Annotated in this window: 17 protein-coding genes and 1 pseudogene; 7 read left to right on the top strand and 11 right to left on the bottom strand. The window is 27.0% G+C overall.

What is annotated here, in order from left to right; genetic code table 11:
- The first annotated feature begins 11 nt into the window (after window positions 1-11).
- On the top strand, window positions 12-1,268 hold the full coding sequence (locus tag AAQM_RS09130; RefSeq protein WP_129095794.1) for a TolC family protein: 1,257 nt from the start codon (window positions 12-14) through the stop codon (window positions 1,266-1,268).
- Between the two features lies 1 nt (window position 1,269).
- Window positions 1,270-1,590: a DMT family transporter gene (locus AAQM_RS09125; RefSeq protein ID WP_129095793.1), complete on the top strand. Its 321-nt coding sequence runs from the start codon at window positions 1,270-1,272 to the stop codon at window positions 1,588-1,590.
- Window positions 1,591-1,597: 7 nt separating this feature from the next.
- Here AAQM_RS09125 and AAQM_RS09120 read toward each other — a convergent pair whose 3' ends face one another.
- On the bottom strand, window positions 1,598-1,819 hold the full coding sequence (locus AAQM_RS09120) for a hypothetical protein (RefSeq protein WP_129095792.1): 222 nt from the start codon (window positions 1,817-1,819) through the stop codon (window positions 1,598-1,600).
- Between the two features lie 130 nt (window positions 1,820-1,949).
- On the opposite strand from AAQM_RS09120, the gene AAQM_RS09115 reads away from it, so the two are divergent.
- Window positions 1,950-4,205: a sensor domain-containing diguanylate cyclase gene (locus tag AAQM_RS09115; RefSeq protein WP_129095791.1), complete on the top strand. Its 2,256-nt coding sequence runs from the start codon at window positions 1,950-1,952 to the stop codon at window positions 4,203-4,205.
- 36 nt (window positions 4,206-4,241) lie between these two features.
- Here AAQM_RS09115 and AAQM_RS09110 read toward each other — a convergent pair whose 3' ends face one another.
- The 3 genes and pseudogenes from AAQM_RS09110 to AAQM_RS12840 form a co-directional block, all read right to left on the bottom strand.
- Window positions 4,242-5,693, bottom strand: coding sequence for an acetyl-CoA carboxylase biotin carboxylase subunit (locus AAQM_RS09110; protein WP_129095790.1), 1,452 nt, complete (start codon window positions 5,691-5,693; stop codon window positions 4,242-4,244).
- A gap of 101 nt (window positions 5,694-5,794) precedes the next feature.
- The gene (locus tag AAQM_RS09105) at window positions 5,795-6,202 is read right to left on the bottom strand and encodes a PAS domain-containing protein (protein WP_129095789.1); all 408 of its coding nucleotides are present in this window, start codon (window positions 6,200-6,202) and stop codon (window positions 5,795-5,797) included.
- A gap of 153 nt (window positions 6,203-6,355) precedes the next feature.
- Window positions 6,356-6,967 (bottom strand): annotated as a pseudogene (locus tag AAQM_RS12840) (methyl-accepting chemotaxis protein); the annotation flags it as partial.
- Between the two features lie 627 nt (window positions 6,968-7,594).
- On the opposite strand from AAQM_RS12840, the gene AAQM_RS09095 reads away from it, so the two are divergent.
- Window positions 7,595-8,467 carry a DMT family transporter gene (locus AAQM_RS09095; protein WP_129095787.1) on the top strand — a complete coding sequence of 291 codons (873 nt, stop codon included), beginning with the start codon at window positions 7,595-7,597 and terminating at the stop codon, window positions 8,465-8,467.
- Window positions 8,468-8,595: 128 nt separating this feature from the next.
- On the opposite strand, the gene AAQM_RS12805 is transcribed toward AAQM_RS09095, so the two are convergent.
- A complete protein-coding gene (locus tag AAQM_RS12805) occupies window positions 8,596-8,730 on the bottom strand; it encodes a hypothetical protein (RefSeq protein WP_268878224.1) in 135 nt (44 codons plus the stop codon).
- A 154-nt stretch (window positions 8,731-8,884) separates the two neighbouring features.
- Here AAQM_RS12805 and AAQM_RS12815 point away from each other — a divergent pair, with 154 nt between their 5' ends.
- The gene (locus tag AAQM_RS12815; RefSeq protein ID WP_346726118.1) at window positions 8,885-9,016 is read left to right on the top strand and encodes a hypothetical protein; all 132 of its coding nucleotides are present in this window, start codon (window positions 8,885-8,887) and stop codon (window positions 9,014-9,016) included.
- Between the two features lie 41 nt (window positions 9,017-9,057).
- Here AAQM_RS12815 and AAQM_RS09090 read toward each other — a convergent pair whose 3' ends face one another.
- The 6 genes from AAQM_RS09090 to sufB are packed head-to-tail and all read right to left on the bottom strand — an operon-like array spanning window position 9,058 to window position 14,234.
- Window positions 9,058-9,408 (bottom strand): metal-sulfur cluster assembly factor, encoded by a 351-nt coding sequence (locus AAQM_RS09090; RefSeq protein WP_129095786.1) that lies wholly within the window; start codon window positions 9,406-9,408, stop codon window positions 9,058-9,060.
- A gap of 11 nt (window positions 9,409-9,419) precedes the next feature.
- Complete coding sequence (locus tag AAQM_RS09085) at window positions 9,420-9,827, bottom strand: SufE family protein (RefSeq protein ID WP_129095785.1); 408 nt, start codon at window positions 9,825-9,827, stop codon at window positions 9,420-9,422.
- A gap of 1 nt (window position 9,828) precedes the next feature.
- On the bottom strand, window positions 9,829-11,013 hold the full coding sequence (locus AAQM_RS09080) for an aminotransferase class V-fold PLP-dependent enzyme (protein WP_129095784.1): 1,185 nt from the start codon (window positions 11,011-11,013) through the stop codon (window positions 9,829-9,831).
- Window positions 11,006-12,037 (bottom strand): SufD family Fe-S cluster assembly protein, encoded by a 1,032-nt coding sequence (locus AAQM_RS09075; protein ID WP_129095783.1) that lies wholly within the window; start codon window positions 12,035-12,037, stop codon window positions 11,006-11,008. The genes AAQM_RS09080 and AAQM_RS09075 overlap by 8 nt, the downstream gene beginning before the upstream one ends.
- Window positions 12,024-12,794, bottom strand: a complete 771-nt coding sequence (sufC, locus tag AAQM_RS09070) for a Fe-S cluster assembly ATPase SufC (protein ID WP_129095782.1) — start codon at window positions 12,792-12,794, stop codon at window positions 12,024-12,026. The genes AAQM_RS09075 and sufC overlap by 14 nt, the downstream gene beginning before the upstream one ends.
- A gap of 3 nt (window positions 12,795-12,797) precedes the next feature.
- Window positions 12,798-14,234, bottom strand: coding sequence for a Fe-S cluster assembly protein SufB (gene sufB, locus AAQM_RS09065; protein WP_129095781.1), 1,437 nt, complete (start codon window positions 14,232-14,234; stop codon window positions 12,798-12,800).
- 295 nt (window positions 14,235-14,529) lie between these two features.
- On the opposite strand from sufB, the gene AAQM_RS09060 reads away from it, so the two are divergent.
- Window positions 14,530-15,726: a NifS family cysteine desulfurase gene (locus AAQM_RS09060; protein ID WP_129095824.1), complete on the top strand. Its 1,197-nt coding sequence runs from the start codon at window positions 14,530-14,532 to the stop codon at window positions 15,724-15,726.
- Between the two features lie 30 nt (window positions 15,727-15,756).
- The gene (locus AAQM_RS09055) at window positions 15,757-16,737 is read left to right on the top strand and encodes an iron-sulfur cluster assembly scaffold protein (protein WP_129095780.1); all 981 of its coding nucleotides are present in this window, start codon (window positions 15,757-15,759) and stop codon (window positions 16,735-16,737) included.
- Window positions 16,738-16,817 lie beyond the last annotated feature (80 nt).

The raw sequence follows: 16,817 nt of genomic DNA, 5'->3' as shown, positions 1-16,817 counted from the left end.
AGGAAAAGATTATGAAAAAAATAAAATTAATAACTTTATCATTAACAGCTTTTTTAGCTGTTAATTTAAATGCTTTAACTCTTGATGAAGCTGTTCAAACAGCTTTGAAAAATAACTTTGATATTCAAAGTAAAAGTTATGATTATTATGAAAGTTTAGAAAACGTAAATTTAAATAAGTCAAATTATTTGCCAAAATTGGATGCTTCTTATTCTTATACTGATATAGATAAACCAAATACAGGAGTTGAAGATCAAAGTGCAACAGCTTCAATAGCATTATCGTATAACTTATTTAATGGATTTAAAGATTTAGCTTTAAAAGAGTCTTCACAATATTTAGCAAAAGCCTCTTCATATAGTTTAAATGCTACAAAACAAGATATTGTTTTAAATACAAAAAGTGCATATTTAAACTATTTGGATAAACAAAATGCAAAAGAAACGTATGAGAGTGCATATAAACTTTTTAAGCAACAGTATGAAGATTCTAAAAATAGATATGAACAAGGAATAATTGCAAAAAATGATTTATTACAAGTTCAAGTAAATATGTCAAATGCAAAACAAAATGTTGTAAAAGTACAAGGTGATTTAAATGTTGCAAAATTTGAGTTATCAAATATTTTAGGTGGAGTTGATTTAACAAATGAAACAATTGAAAAATTAGATGAAGAATCAATACAAATTTCAAATTATGATGAATCATTGCTTGAAAATAGAAGTGAAATACAAGCTTTATTGTTTAATCTAAAATCTATAAAAGAGTTAGAAAAATCAGCAAAAGCAGGATTTTATCCAAAAGTAGATGCTTTGGTTTCTCATAATAAATATTATGATGGTTTTTCATCAAATAGTATCAAAACAGGTGAAGATAATCAAAATATTGCTAAAGTAAATGCTACTTGGAACTTGTTTAATGGTGGTTATGATGACTCAATGGTAACTATTTATAAAACTAAATATTTAAGTGCTAACTCTTTATTAAGTAAAACAAAATTAGAAATAAAACTGCAATATGAAAATGCAAAATCAAATTTAGAAGTGGCATTACAAAATCTTGAAACTTCAAAATTAGCACTTTTACAAGCTCAAGAAAATTATGAAATTGTAAAAAATAGATTTGATGAGGGTATTTCAACAACTACCGATTTAACAGATGCAAACTATTTATTAACACAAGCAAAGCAAGGTTTTAATAAGGCATATTTTGATAAATACTTAGCCATTTCAACTCTAGATAGAATTTTTGAAAAAGAGGTAAATTAGTATGTCAGCTTGGAGTTATTTGATTTTAGCAGGAATTTTAGAAATAGGTTTTGCTTCTACTATGAAATTAACTCAAGGTTTTACAAAACCAATACCAACTATAATATTTTTAACTTGTATGGTTTTAAGTTTTTATTTTCTAACAAAAGCTATAAATACTATTCCCGTTGGAACAGCTTACGCTGTTTGGACAGGAATAGGTGCTGTTGGAACTATAATAATAGGAATATTTTTTTACAATGAACCAGCAGGATTTCTAAGATTATTTTTCTTATTTACACTAGTTGCCTCAATCGTTGGATTAAAACTTGTATCAAACTAAAAAATAGTTACTCTTTAGGAGTTGGTTTAGAAGGAAGATTCTCAACTCCTTTAAAAGGGTCATGCCATTTGAGTTTTTGTGGCATAGGTGGCTCACTTGAATCCTCTTTTTTAAAAATAGTTATATTAAATGTTGGAACATCAGGTTTTTTTTCAAGATATTTAAAAGCTATTAATAAAATAATAGCACTAATAATAGTTTTAATAATTGTACTTTTTAAATCTTTCATAAGTTTATTTTGACATTGTTTTGATTAGAATAAACTATATTTAACTATAAAAACTTGTAATTTATTTTAATATGTAATTAACCTATTATAAAATACAATGTATATTTAATATAAAAAAGGCTCTTTAAATTTGAATAATAATTCTTTTAATATAAAAAATTTCACTTATAGCTGGTTCATATTTTCTATCTTTATTGTTATTATTATAGCTTTATTTCAAGTTTATTTTGAATATAAAAAAGCTATTAAAAATGCAATAACAATAACAAACAATTTAACAACTATACTTACAAAAAAACTAGAAAATGATTTTGACCAAGCTAATAATATTTTAAAATTAGCAGAAAATATTGTTAAAAATCTTTCTAATGAAAAAAAATTAAATAGTGAAGAAAAACAAGAATTTATAGCTTCAAAATTTAATTTTTTGATAAATAATTTTAAAAATATTAGTGTTATAAATTATTTAGATAAAGATGGAAATATTATTTATTCTTCTAATACTTTACACAATAAAATAAATCTATCTGATAGAAGACACTTTTTAGAACTTAAAAATAATAAAGATTTGATGCTTAGTTTTTCAGATGTTATAGTTTCAAGAACAACCAATAAAAACTCTTTAGCTCAACTTTTAGCTATAAGAGATACTAAAAAAGAGCTAATAGGAGCTGTTAGTGTTTTAATAGATCTTGAAACAATAAATAGTGTTTTATCTTCTATTGATACTGGAAAAAATGGTGTTGCTTTGTTAAGAAGAAGTGATGATACAACTTTAATTTCAAAATATCCAATTAATGAATCTGAAATAAATAAACAATTACCTTTAAATAATGATATTTCAGTAAGAATAAGAGCAGGTGAAAAAACAAGTAGTTTAGAATATATAGCTTCTACAGATAATGAAAAAAGGGTTGCAAGTTTTATAGTAATAGATAAATATCCTTTTTATGTACAAGTCGCTTTATCTCAAGAAGAGTATTTAAAGCAATGGAAAAGAAATTTAATAATAGTTTCAATATTGGTATTTTTATTTATTTTAAGTGCTTTTTTGTTTTTCTTAGTTGTAAGAAAAAATTACTTGAAAGAACAGTTATCAATAAATAAACAAAAAGAGTTGATGAATCAAATTTTGAAAGAAAAAATAAAGTATGAAACTTTATTGAAATTATCTTCTGATGCTGTATTTGTTGTTGATATTGATACAAGTGAAATTTTAGAATATAGTCATCAAACTCAAAAAAATCTAGCTTATAATGATATTGAAATGAAAACTCTAACTATTGTTGATATTGATGTGGATTTAAAAAATGTTGAAGAGTTTAAAGAAATAATTTCAAATATAAATAGTGAAATTATTTCCTTACAAAGGGTACATAAAAGAAAAGATGGTTCATTTTATAATGCATCAATTACTGCCGTTAAAATTGAAATAGATGGAAAAGATTATATTTATGCTTCAACAAGAGATATCACTGAAAAGCTTAGAATAAGAAATAAGTTAGAAGAGTCATATAAAAATCTTGAAAAATTAATTGAAACACAAAATAATATTGTTATTTTAACAAATGGAAAAGAGATAAAATTTGCTAATCAAAAGTTTTTTAATTTTTTAGGATTTAAAAATCTTATTGATTTTAAAGAAAAACATAAATGTATTTGTGAATTTTTTATTGAAAATGATAGATTTTTTCATCTAAAAAAGATAAATGAAAATGAGATTTGGTCAGATAAAATTTTAGAACTTGAAGAATCAAAAAGAGTTGTTTGTATGAAAGGAAAAGATTCTTTAGAGTATCTATTTTCTGTTTCAGTTAATAGCTTTGATGATGAAACAAAAATAGTTAGTTTTACAGATATTTCACAAACAGTTTTAGAAAATATATATTTAGAAGAAAAAGTATTACATGATAAATTAACTAACACATATAATCGAGAATTTTTTGAAAATAATTATAAAAGATTTATAGATAATTGTAAGTTAAATAATACAAAATTAGCTTTAGCTATTTTAGATATAGATTATTTTAAAGATGTAAATGATAGATTTGGTCATGATATTGGAGATTTATTTTTAATTGAATTTGTTCAAGTAATTCAAAAATGCTCAAGAAAAAATGATATTCTTGTTCGTTGGGGAGGAGAAGAGTTTATTTTGATTTTAGAGTTAAATGACCCTGAAAATTTAGAAAAGATTTTGGAAAATCTAAGAAACTCTATAGAAAAATATAATTTCCAAACAGTTGGTAATAAAACTTGTTCTATAGGTGCTACTATATATAGAGATGATGAAGATGTTCTAAAAACTATAAAAAGAGCAGATGAATCTTTATATGAAGCAAAAAAAACTGGAAGAAATAGAGTTATTATCGCAAGTTTGTATTAAATAAAAAAGAGGGTTATACCTCTTTTTTATTTCAAATTATTGTTTTACCTTAACATTATTTTTATTTATTGTTTCAATAAACTTCATAATATTTGCAATTTTTTCTTCTTCTAATTTGATATTTTCTTCGCTATTTAAAGTAAAAGTTTGCATTTTTTTATCTAAATAACTTGTATTAAATGTTCCATTTTTAAAATCTTCATCTTTTACAATTTCTCTATGTAATGGAATATTTGTAGGGAATCCTTCAATATAAAATTCATCTAATGCTCTTTTTGCTTTTTTAACTGCACCTTCCCAAGTCAAAGACCAAACAATTAATTTTCCAATCATAGAATCATAATTTGCAGGAACTTTATATCCTGTATAAATACTTGTATCAATTCTAACACCAGGACCTCCAGGAGTTAAGTATTTATTTACAGTTCCTGTTGATGGCATAAAGTTTTTTTGAGGGTTTTCCGCATTTATTCTAAATTCAATAGAGTATCCTCTAAATTGTATCTCTTCTTGTAAGAATTGAAGTTTATCACCTTCTGCTATTTCTATCATTCTTTGAATTATATCAACACCAGTTATTGTTTCAGTTACAGGGTGTTCTACTTGAACTCTTGTATTCATCTCTATAAAATAGATATTATCATTGGCATCAACTAAAAATTCAACTGTTCCTACACTTTCATATCCAAGTTTAAACATAGCTTTTGTGGCAATTCTATAAAGTTCTTTTCTTGTTTGATTATTTAATCTTGGACTTGGAGCAATTTCAATAACTTTTTGATGTCTTCTTTGAATTGAACAATCTCTTTCACCTAAATGAAGAACATTCCCATATTTATCAGCAATTACTTGAATCTCAATATGTCTTGGATTTTCTACATATTTTTCAATAAATACTTCATCTCTTCCAAAATATTTCATAGATTCGTTTGTGGCACTTTCATACATCTCTTTGAAATCTTTTTGTTCTTTTACGATTCTCATTCCTCTTCCACCACCACCAAAAGCAGCTTTTATGATAATAGGAAATCCAATCTCTTTTGCTATTTTAGCCCCATCTTCAATATTTGTAATTGGTTCATCAGTTCCTTCAAGAACAGGAACACCAACTTTTTTCATAGCAACTTTTGAAGCCATTTTATCTCCAAAAAGTTCTATATGTTCAGGTTTTGGTCCAATGAAAATTATGCCATTTTCTTCACAAGCTCTTGCAAAATCAGCATTTTCACTCAAAAATCCATATCCAGGGTGAATAGCATCACAAGAGGCTTTTTTTGCAATTGAAATAATTTTGTCAAAATTTAAATAAGCTTGAACAACATCTCCCATTATAGGATAACACTCATCAGCTTTTCTAACCCAAATACCTTCCACATCAACTTCTGAAAATATTGCAACACTTGCAATATCAAGTTCTTTACAAGCTCTGATGATTCTAAGAGCAATTTCTCCTCTATTTGCAATAAGCACTTTTTTTATTTTTGCCATCTACTTTTCCTTTTTAGAAATTTTATAAATTATTTAGAAATTGTAGAACTTTTTTTTAATTAAATCTTCTTAATTATTGTGAAAAATTTTGTTTATTAGTGCTAAATTTGTTTTTCTTCTCTTCTCCAAATTTCATAAAGAGCTTCAGCTTTTTTTATTTCTTCAGGTGTTGCTCTTTTTCTACAAGATAAATATCCTTTTGTTCCATCACAACTTTCAAATGGATATACTGTCGCAAACACCCAGTAATATCCTCCACTTTTTGTAGCATTTTTTACATATCCTGTCCAAGTTTCACCTTTTTGTACTGTATCCCAAAGAGATTTAAATGCTTTTTTAGGCATATCTTTATGTCTTACCATACTATGTGGTTGTTCTAGCAATTCATCTAATGTATATTCTGCTATTTTACAAAAATCCTCATTTGCAAATCTTATTATTCCTTTTACATCTGTTTCACTAACTAAAAATGTATTTTTATCTAATATTGTTTCTTTATTTATAGACATCTTTTTATCCTTTTAGTTAAATTTTTTTGTTTTTGCATCTGTTAGTAATTCATGGGCTAATTGTGATACTTCTTGTGCAATTATTTTTATTTGATTTGATTCATTTGCATTTTCTTGTGTTACTTTATCTAGCATATTTACAGCATCATTGATTTGTTCAATTCCTGTCATTTGTTCTTTTGAAGCTTTTGAAACATCTCCTATAATATTAATTGTTTCGGAAATATTTTTATTTAATTCTTTATACCCATCTATCATATCTGAAGAGACAATTTTCCCATCATTAGCTTTTGAAGTTGCTTCAAGTACTAGATTTTTAATTTCACGAGCAGCATCAGCACTTCTATTAGCTAGGTTTCGTACTTCTTGTGCAACTACTGCAAAACCTTTCCCAGCTTCTCCAGCAGTTGCTGCTTCAACAGCTGCATTAAGTGAAAGAATGTTAGTTTGGAATGCTATTTGATCAATAACAGTAATAGCTTCATTTATTGCATTAACTTTTTCATTGATTTCATCCATAGAAATAGCAGTTTTAGAAGCTAATTGTTCACCTGTAAAAACAGATTTTTTAACAGTTTGACCTAAAGTTGCCATTTTAGTAGCATTTTCGGCATTATTTCTAGTAATACTAGTAATCTCTTCAAGAGCTGCTGCTGTTTGTTCAAGAGAGGCTGCTTGTTCATTTGCTTTTAATGCTAAATTATTCATTGAAGAGTTCATACTAGTTGAATTTTGACTAAGATTTTCTCCATTTTGTAGATTTTTTTTTGCTGTTTCACTTAATGCAGTTCCTAATTTATTTATACTTTGCATTAATTCTTTCATCTCATCTTTATAGTTATCAACAACTTCTATTTTTTTTGTGTAATCATCATGGGTGTAACTATTTAAAACTTTTAAAATTAAGGAGTTGCATTCATTAATACTATGAAGCATTTTATTTAGTGTGTTTCGTAATGTAAAAATAGTAGGATTTGAAGTTGAAGATTTAATTCTACAATTATAGATACCTTTTTCAACTTTATCAGCTGTAAGGACAATTTCACCTAAAACTCTCATATCCTCTTTGTTTCTTTTATCAACTGCTTTTATTTCATCATTCCATTTTTTTAGCATTTCATCAAGTTTTTTATTTCCAGTGGATTCTATGTAATCAAACTCATTCTTTTCAGAAGAGATAAATTTTACAAATTGATTAAAGTAGTTATCAATCAGTTCTAATTCTTTATTAGAAATCATTCCAAACATAAAATCTCCTTCGGGCATTGTTTTTTTAATGATACCTTAAATTTTTTCTTTTTAATAGTAATAAAGTGTTTTTTAATATAAATATTTTTATAAACAATTTGGCTAAAATAGGGATAAATAAGATTATTTTCAAAGGAAACAAAGATGAAAAGTGAAAAAAATATAGATTTAAAACTTTTTACTCTGATTTTTATTGCTCTTTTTTCTTTAAGTACAAATCCTATTTTATGTCGTATGGCAATGCTTAGTGAAAATACAGATGCTGTTAGTTTTACTATTTTAAGAATTTTATCAGGTGCAATTTTTCTTTTGATGATTTACTATTTTAGATACAAAAGAATTGATTTAAATTTGAGAAAAAATTGGATTAATCCTTTTATGCTTTTTTTATATGCAATAACTTTTTCTTACTCTTATGTGGATATGGAAGCGGGAGTTGGGACATTGATTCTTTTTGCTTCTGTACAATTATCTATGATTTTAATGGCAATTTTTTATAAAGAGAGTCTTACTTTTAATAAACTTTTTGGGATATTCATAGCTTTTTTTGGATTAGTTTATTTACTTTATCCAAGTAAAGAGTTCTCTCTTTCTTTATTTCACGCTTTTTTGATGATAATTTCTGGAATTGCTTGGGCTTTTTATACAGTTTTAGGGAAAAAATCAACAAATGCTTTTTTTAGTACCACAGATAATTTTTTTAAAGCTACAATTTTTACAGTTATATTTGCACTATTTTTTATAGATTCTTTATCTTTTGATGCTTTTACACTATTCTTAGCAATTTTTTCAGGAGTTGTAACTTCAGCTTTAGGATATATCATTTGGTATGCTGTTTTACCTAAAATAGATATTTTAACAGCTAGTATTTTACAACTTTTAGCACCTGTTATTGCTATTTGTTTAGGGATTTTATTTTTAGATGAAACTTTAAGTTTTGAACTTTTTGTTTCAACTTTTTTAATTCTTTTGGGAATATTTATAAGTTCAATAAAAAAGACTCAAAAAAAAGTTTAAGTCTTCTATTTTTATTAAATTATTACTTAATTTCCAATGTCTAAAAATTTCTGCTGTTGCTTTTGATGTTGTAACACCTAAATATTTTTTTTCTAATTCACCGATTTCTTTACCTTCTTTTAATTCTTTTAAAAAATCATTTGATTTATTTTTAATAATTCATCTACATCTTTTTTTGAGTTTTTTCTAAATTCTTTTATTTCAATTATAGTTTGAGGAAGAGGTGGTAAGTTGTCTATTTGTTCCAATAAGTCTTTAATCATAAATAATCTCCATTTAAAACTACCATAGTAGGTTTTAAATAATGAAATATGAATTTTCAGATGAAGAAATTAAAGAGTTGTACAAAACTATAGGAAAAAATGTTAAGAAATATAGGATTGAAAAGGATATACTCAATTAGATTTAACTTATGAAATGGGTAATAAATCTGTAAGTTTAATATCTGCTTGTGAACCATATACTAATGGAAAACACTTTAATATTGAACACTTATATAAAATTAGTAAAATATTAGAGATTCCTATTTGTAATTTTTTTGAAGAATAAATTTGGAAGAATTTATTCTTTAGATGTTTTAAAGCTATGCCTTAAAAAGGCATAGCAGCTCCACTTGCTCCCATAATTTCTCTTGCATCTTCACTCATCATAGATGGATCCCAAGGTGGAGAAAATACAAGTTTTACGAAAGCTTCATCTATTTCATCAACAGCTAATGTTACATATTTTACTTGTTCAAGTAAACTATCTGCAACAGGGCAAGTTGGACTTGTAAGAGTCATTGTAATCATACAATGTAAATAGTTGTTTTTTTGTTCAAATTCTATATTATAAATTAACCCTAAATCAAAAATATTTGATGGAATTTCTGGGTCATAAACTTTTTTTAAATTTTCTATTACTTTTTTTTCTATTTCTTCTAAATCAAAAATTGTACTCATTTTTAAATCCTTTATGCATTTTGTGCATACTCTTTTATTTTTTTTATCATTCCTATAACTCCACTTTGTCTATTTGGAGTTATTACTTCACTAAGTTTTAGTTCATGAATAATATCCATATCAACTTCTTTTAACTCTTCTATTGTTGAGTTTGAGAAAATTTCTAAAATCATATAAACTAAACCTTTTACGATAATAGCATCGCTTGTTCCTTTAAAGAAAAGTTTGCCATCTTTTATTTCTTTTGTTAGCCAAACTTGAGAAGTACAACCGTGAACAATATTTGCAGGGATTTTATCCTCTTCTTTAAACTCTTCTAATTTTTTCCCCAAATCTATAATATATTCATATTTTGCAAGTTCATCATCAAAGAAATCTAAATCTTCTTTTATATTTTGTACTCTTTGTTCTATACTCATTTTAATCCTTCAATATTTTTAAAGCTTTTGTTAAAGCCTCTATTAATTTATCCACATCAACAAAATCATTGTAAAAAGCAGTGCTTACTCGAATAGTTCCTTTTATTCCTAATTTTTTCATAATAGGTTGAGCACAGTGATGACCAACTCTAACTGCAATATTCATTTTATCAATTAAAATTCCAATATCATCATGAACTATGCCTTTAAAATTAAAGCTTCTACTTCCAATACTATCACTTATATCATTGTAAAAAATAATATCAGGAAGTTTTTTTAGTTCCTCATCCAAATAATTATAAACATTGTGTTCATAGCTTTGAATATTTTTATAATGAATATGATTTATATACTCTAAAGCTTTTCCAAAACCTATGATTCCAGCTATATTTTGAGTTCCTGCTTCAAATTTATAAGGTGAATCAAGTAAAGTTGAGTGATTAAAATCAACGTCATTAATAGTAGCGCCACCTGTTTGATATGCTTTTAAATCTTTTAAAAATTTTTCTTTTACATAAATTGCTCCAACTCCTGTTGGTGCAAAAGTTTTATGTCCTGAAATAGCAAAAAAATCCACATCAAGTTCTTTTACATCTACTTTTAAATGTGCCAAACTTTGAGCTCCATCAATCATAACAATAGCACCATAATCATGGGCTATTTTTGTGATTGTTTTTATGTCATGAATCTTTCCAAAAGCATTTGAAATATGAGTAATACTTACAAAAGAGTTTGGATTTGCTTTTAAAAGTTCTTCAAAATGCTCAAAATCAAAATCTAAATTTTCTTTAAAATTCACAACTTCAAGCCCATTTCCCAAACTTCTTCCTTGCATATGCCAAGGAGTTATATTTGAGTGGTGTTCTAAACTTGAAATTATTACTGTCTTAAAATGTGTGGCAAAAGAAGAAGCTATAAAATTTATAGATTCTGTTACACCTTTTGTAAAAATAATCTCTTCATTTTTAGAAGCATTTATAAACTCTTTTAAAATAACTCTTACTTTTTCAAACTCTTGTGTTGCTTTATTTGCATGACCAAAATTACTTCTGTGAGTATTTGCACAATATTGTGTATAGTAATCAACTTGCGAATCAATAACACTTTTTGGTTTTTGAGTGGTTGCCCCATTGTCTAAATATACAACCTTTGAGTTTTGAAAATATGGGAAGTCATTTTTAAACATATTGTTCCTTTTTATAGTTTTGAATAAACTCTTTTATGATTTCATCTTCAATATTATTTTTAATAGAACTTTCAAAAGCTTCAAGTAACATATCATAAGCTTTATCTTTGCTGATTCCACGTGATTGAAGATATAAAAGTTGTTCTTTATTTAATGTGCCTGTTGTTGTTCCATGACTTGCTTCAAGTTCATCTATGTAAATTTCAAGATGTGGTTGAGCAAAAATTGTTGCATCATCACTTAATAAAATAGTATTACAATTTTGAAAAGCTTTTGAAAATAGGGCATTTTCATTTACTATTGATTTTATTTTTACTACAGCTTTTGAACTATTTTTTAAGCTATTTTTATAGTTGATTGAACTTATAGAATTTTTTTCATTATGAATTGTTTTTACTAATGTTGCATTATTTGCTTCATTAAATAGTTTTATTAAGCCATTTAGTTCATAATCTACAAATTCTTCATTTATGATATTTTCAAAACTGTTGATGATAAAACCCTCTCCAAATTCAAAATTTGTGATTTTTAGTTTTGAATTTTTTGTTTGAGTTGCACAGTTGCTAAAAATCATCGAAGAAGAAGCATTTATATCTTGAATTTTTACATACTCTAAAGAGGCATTTTCTTCTAAAACTATATTTCTATTAACACCATAACAAGATTTATTAAACTCACTTACAAAAACCTCTACAACTTGAGCTTTTATATTCTCTTTTACTTCTATTTTCAATGAATTAGTAAAAAATGTTTCATCTTCTTTTATTTTATGAATTAAAAAAATAGGTTCAGCTATGTTTTTATTTATTGTTAAAACTTTTTGATTATCATCTAAATTTTTAGTGATATTAAATAAAACACTTTCATAACTATTTTCATCTTTTATTGTTTTTAATCCCATAATATCAAGTTCATAGGTTTTAACTTCTTTAAAGTCATAAGAGAACAAAGAGTCAAAATTTATTTTTAAAAACTCTTCTTCACTTTTTTTTGGAATTTTAGTATTTAGTTCATTTATTAACATCATTTATTCCTATTGCTTCATAACCCTTTTCATCAAGTTCTAAAGCTAGTGTATAATCTCCTGTTTTTACTATCTTTCCATCATGTAAGATATGCACAAAATCAGGTTTTATTAGCTCTAATAATCTATCATAATGCGTAATCATTAAAATAGATTTTTTTCCATCAAGCATAGAATTTATAACATTTGCAACAGTTTTAATAGCATCAACATCAAGTCCTGAATCTATCTCATCAAGCATTATTAAATCAGGTTTTAGCATTAACAGTTGGATTAATTCATTTCGTTTTTTTTCACCACCACTAAAACCATCATTTAAATCTCTTTGTAAAAGTTTTCTATCAATATTAAATTTAGCAGTTTCTTCTTTTGTTACTTTTAAAAACTCCATTGCATCCATTTCAGGAAGTCCTTCATAGGCTCTTTTTGCATTCATTGCTGTTTTTAAAAAGTAACTATTATTAACTCCTGCTACTTCAACCGGAGATTGAAAACTCATAAAAATACCTTCATTTGCTCTTTGTGTCACATCCATTTCAAGCAAATCTTTGTTTTTATAAGTAATCTTCCCATCATTTACAACACAGTCATAATGACCACTTAAAGTTTTTACTAAAGTAGATTTTCCAGCTCCATTAGTTCCCATAAGTGCATGGATTTCTCCTTCTTTTATCTCTAAATCTAAACCTTTTAAAATCTCTTTATCATTTATATTTACTTTTAAATCTTCAATTTTTAATATAATATTTTTTTCCATGATTTAACCCACACTTCCTTCTAATGATATGTTTAATAATTCCTTAGCTTCAGCAGCAAACTCCATTGGTAGCTCTTTTAATACCTCTTTACAAAAACCATTTACAATCATAGCAATTGCATCTTCTTCATCTATTCCCCTTTGAGATAGATAAAAAAGTTGCTCTTCAGAGATTTTTGAGGTTGTTGCTTCATGTTCTATATTTGCACTACTATTTCTAATTTCATGATATGGATAAGTGTGTGCATGGCACTTATTTCCAATTAAAAGTGAATCACACTCTGAAATATTTCTAGCGTTTGAGGCATTTTTCCCAACTCTTACTAATCCTCTATAAGCATTTACTCCACTCATAGCAGAAATACCTTTTGAAATAATAGTTGATTTTGTATTTTTACCTAAATGAACCATTTTAGTTCCAGTGTCTGCTTGTTGTGATTTTGAAGCAATTGCAACTGAATAAAACTCTCCAACACTATTATCACCTTGTAAAATACATGATGGATATTTCCAAGTAATTGCACTTCCTGTTTCAACTTGTGTCCAAGAGATTTTAGAGTTATCACCTTTACAGATTCCTCTTTTTGTTACAAAGTTTAAAATTCCACCAACTCCAGAATCATCTCCTGGAAACCAGTTTTGAATAGTAGAATATTTGATTTGAGCATCTTTTAGAGCAATTAGTTCAACCACAGCTGCATGAAGTTGTCTTTCATCCCTACTTGGAGCAGAACAACCCTCATTATAAGAAACATAACTTCCTTCATCACAAATAATTAAAGTTCTTTCAAATTGTCCAGTATTTAAAGCATTTATTCTAAAATAAGTAGAAAGCTCCATCGGACATCGAGTATTTGGTGGAATATACACAAAACTTCCATCTGTAAAAACAGCACAGTTTAAAGCTGCAAAATAGTTATCCGTTGGTGGAACAACACTTGCTAAATAATCTTGAACTAATTGTGGATATTTATGAGCTGCTTCAGAGATAGAACAAAATATAATTCCCAATTTCTCAAGCTCTTCTTGATAGGTAGTTTTAACAGAAACAGAATCAAAAACAGCATCAACAGCAACACCTGCTAACATTTTTTGTTCTTCAAGTGGAATTCCCAATTTTTCATAAGTTTTTAAAATTTCTGGGTCAACTTCATCTAGTGAATCCAAAGCTTTTTTTGGTGCAGAATAATATGCGATATCTTGATAATCAATTTTTGGATATTTAAGATTTGCCCAAGTTGGCTCTTCCATTTTTAGCCATTTTTTATAAGCTTTTAGTCTAAAATCAAGCAACCAAGAAGGCTCATTTTTTTTAGCACTAATAGCTCTTATTACATCTTCATTTAAACCTTTTTCAAAAGTATCACTTTGAACTAAGGTTTCAAAACCTAACTTATATTCTTTATTAATTACGTCATGTATTTGTTGGTTATCAGCCATGACTTCTCCAATATAGTATTTAATTTTTTAAATAGGATAGTTTTTATCCTAATTAAAATTCTATCACAATTAAGTATACAATGTAAAGACATATTTTTTTATAAATAGTGATAAAAATAATATAGTTTCCTCTAGATTAATCATATAAATGATAAAATATAATTCATAAGAATGTTAATTGAAATCAATTAAGACAAATTTTATCCTATTTGCATTAGAATACGAAAAAGTTTTATTAAATACTATTAATTTTGGAATAGTTTTGCAAATAGAATTAAAAAATATAGGAAAAAAAATGGAAGTTTATTTAGACAATAACGCGACAACAATCGTAGACCCAAAAGTTTATGAAGAGATGAAACCTTTTTTCTGTGATATTTACGGAAATCCAAATTCATTACATAAATTTGGAGCAGGAACTCATCCAAAAATGGTTGAAGCTTTAAATTTTTTATATGAAGGAATTAATGCTGCTGACGAAGATGATATTATAATTACAGCAAATGCAACAGAGAGTATTAATACAGTAATAAAAGGAATTTGGATTGATAAAATCCTGAATGGTGATAAAAAACATATAATAACAAGTGAAGTAGAACATCCAGCTGTAACTGCAACATGTAGATTTTTGGAATCTCAAGGTGTTAGTGTAACTTACCTTCCTGTTAATGAGCAAGGGGTTTTAGAAGCTAGTTTAGTAAAAGATTTTTTAAGAGATGATACAGCATTAGTTACAATTATGTGGGCAAATAATGAAACAGGAAAAATTTTCCCAATCAAAGAAATAGGAGCTATTTGTAAAGAAGCAGGAGTTCCTTTTCATACAGATGCAACTCAAGCAATTGGAAAAGTACCTGTTGATGTTCAAGATGTAAATGTTGACTATTTATCATTTTCAGCTCATAAATTCCATGGACCAAAAGGTGTTGGTGGATTATATGTAAGAAAAGGTTACTCTTTAACTCCACTTTTACATGGTGGTGAGCAAATGGGTGGAAATAGAGCAGGTACAGTAGATGTTGCTTCAATGGTTGGAATGGGTTGGGCTATGAAATTAGCAACTTCAACTATGGCATTAGCTTATGAAAAAAATCATGTAAGTAAATTAAGAGATAAATTAGAAGCGGCAATTTTAGAACTACCTGATACTATTGTTATTGGTGGAAAAGAAAATAGAACACCAAATACAACTTTAATCTCTTTTAGAGGTGTTGAAGGTGAATCTATGCTTTGGGATTTAAATCAAAATGGAGTAGGTGCGAGTACAGGAAGTGCATGTGCATCTGAAGATTTAGAAGCAAATCCAGTTATGAATGCTTTTGGAAGTGATAGTGAGTTAGCTCATACAGGAGTTAGATTTAGTTTAAGTAGATTTAATACAGAAGAACAAATAGATTATGCAATAGATGTTATTAAAAAAGCTGTTACTAGATTAAGAGGAATTTCAAGTTCTTATGCTTATGCACCTTCGTGTCATAAATCAGGTTTATAAAAAATAGAGTAATATTTAAAGGAAAATAAGATGGCAAAAAATAGTTTAATAAGTGGTTCGATTTGGGATGAATACTCAAATCAAGTAGTAAATAGAATGAATAACCCAAAACACCAAGGGGAAATCACAGAAGAAAGAGCAAAAGAATTAGGAGCAAAACTAATTGTTGCAGATTTTGGAGCTGAATCATGTGGTGATGCAGTAAGACTTTACTGGGCAGTTGATGAAAATACAGATAAAATTTTAGAGTCAAAATTTAAATCTTTTGGATGTGGTACAGCAATCGCGTCTTCTGATGTTATGGCAGAACTTTGTGTTGGTAAAACTGTTGATGAAGCTGTAAAAATTACAAATATTGATGTTGAATTTGCACTAAGAGATAATCCAGAAACTCCAGCTGTTCCACCTCAAAAAATGCACTGTTCAGTTATGGCTTATGATGTGATCAAAAAAGCAGCAGCTGAGTACAAAGGTGTTGATATGGAATCTTTTGAAGAAGAGCAAATTATTTGTGAATGTGCAAGGGTTTCTCTTGCTACTTTAAAAGAAGTTATTAGAATCAATGATTTAACAACAGTTGAGCAAATTACAGATTATACAAAAGCAGGGGCTTTTTGTAAATCATGTATTAAGCCAGGTGGACATGAAGAAAAAGATATCTATTTAGTAGATGTTTTAAAAGATGTAAGAGCTGAAATGGAAGAATCAAAAATGAAAACGGCAGCAGATGCAAGTGTTGCTGGAACACTATCTTTTGATAAAATGACTTTAGTTCAAAGAATCAAAGCAATCGATTCTGTACTTGATTCTGATATTAGACCAATGCTTGTAATGGACGGTGGAAATATGGAAATTATTGATATCAAAGAAAATATTCCTCATTATGATTTATATATTAGATATTTAGGTTCTTGTTCTGGATGTGCGTCTGGAAGTACAGGAACTTTATTTGCTATTGAGTCTGTTTTACAACAAAAAGTTGATGAAAATATCAGAGTTTTACCAATCTAATAATTTATTATTTTAGCTATTTAAAAAGGGACTTATCAGAATGATGAGTCCCTTTTTTATACTTATTAAGTTAAAATCCC

It is taken from the genome of Arcobacter aquimarinus (assembly GCF_013177635.1).
Lineage (GTDB): Bacteria > Campylobacterota > Campylobacteria > Campylobacterales > Arcobacteraceae > Aliarcobacter > Aliarcobacter aquimarinus.
This window is presented reverse-complemented; position numbering and strand designations above follow the sequence as displayed.

Coding starts and splice junctions, on each gene's coding strand:
- AAQM_RS09105 (WP_129095789.1), bottom strand. CDS start 6,202: ATGTCTATAAATAAAGAAACAATATTAGATAAAAATACATTTTTAGTT.
- AAQM_RS09060 (WP_129095824.1), top strand. CDS start 14,530: ATGGAAGTTTATTTAGACAATAACGCGACAACAATCGTAGACCCAAAA.
- AAQM_RS09075 (WP_129095783.1), bottom strand. CDS start 12,037: ATGTTAATAAATGAACTAAATACTAAAATTCCAAAAAAAAGTGAAGAA.
- AAQM_RS09080 (WP_129095784.1), bottom strand. CDS start 11,013: ATGTTTAAAAATGACTTCCCATATTTTCAAAACTCAAAGGTTGTATAT.
- AAQM_RS12815 (WP_346726118.1), top strand. CDS start 8,885: ATGGGTAATAAATCTGTAAGTTTAATATCTGCTTGTGAACCATATACT.
- AAQM_RS12805 (WP_268878224.1), bottom strand. CDS start 8,730: ATGATTAAAGACTTATTGGAACAAATAGACAACTTACCACCTCTTCCT.
- AAQM_RS09090 (WP_129095786.1), bottom strand. CDS start 9,408: ATGAGTACAATTTTTGATTTAGAAGAAATAGAAAAAAAAGTAATAGAA.
- AAQM_RS09095 (WP_129095787.1), top strand. CDS start 7,595: ATGAAAAGTGAAAAAAATATAGATTTAAAACTTTTTACTCTGATTTTT.
- AAQM_RS09085 (WP_129095785.1), bottom strand. CDS start 9,827: ATGAGTATAGAACAAAGAGTACAAAATATAAAAGAAGATTTAGATTTC.
- AAQM_RS09130 (WP_129095794.1), top strand. CDS start 12: ATGAAAAAAATAAAATTAATAACTTTATCATTAACAGCTTTTTTAGCT.
- sufC (WP_129095782.1), bottom strand. CDS start 12,794: ATGGAAAAAAATATTATATTAAAAATTGAAGATTTAAAAGTAAATATA.
- sufB (WP_129095781.1), bottom strand. CDS start 14,234: ATGGCTGATAACCAACAAATACATGACGTAATTAATAAAGAATATAAG.
- AAQM_RS09120 (WP_129095792.1), bottom strand. CDS start 1,819: ATGAAAGATTTAAAAAGTACAATTATTAAAACTATTATTAGTGCTATT.
- AAQM_RS09125 (WP_129095793.1), top strand. CDS start 1,270: ATGTCAGCTTGGAGTTATTTGATTTTAGCAGGAATTTTAGAAATAGGT.
- AAQM_RS09055 (WP_129095780.1), top strand. CDS start 15,757: ATGGCAAAAAATAGTTTAATAAGTGGTTCGATTTGGGATGAATACTCA.
- AAQM_RS09110 (WP_129095790.1), bottom strand. CDS start 5,693: ATGGCAAAAATAAAAAAAGTGCTTATTGCAAATAGAGGAGAAATTGCT.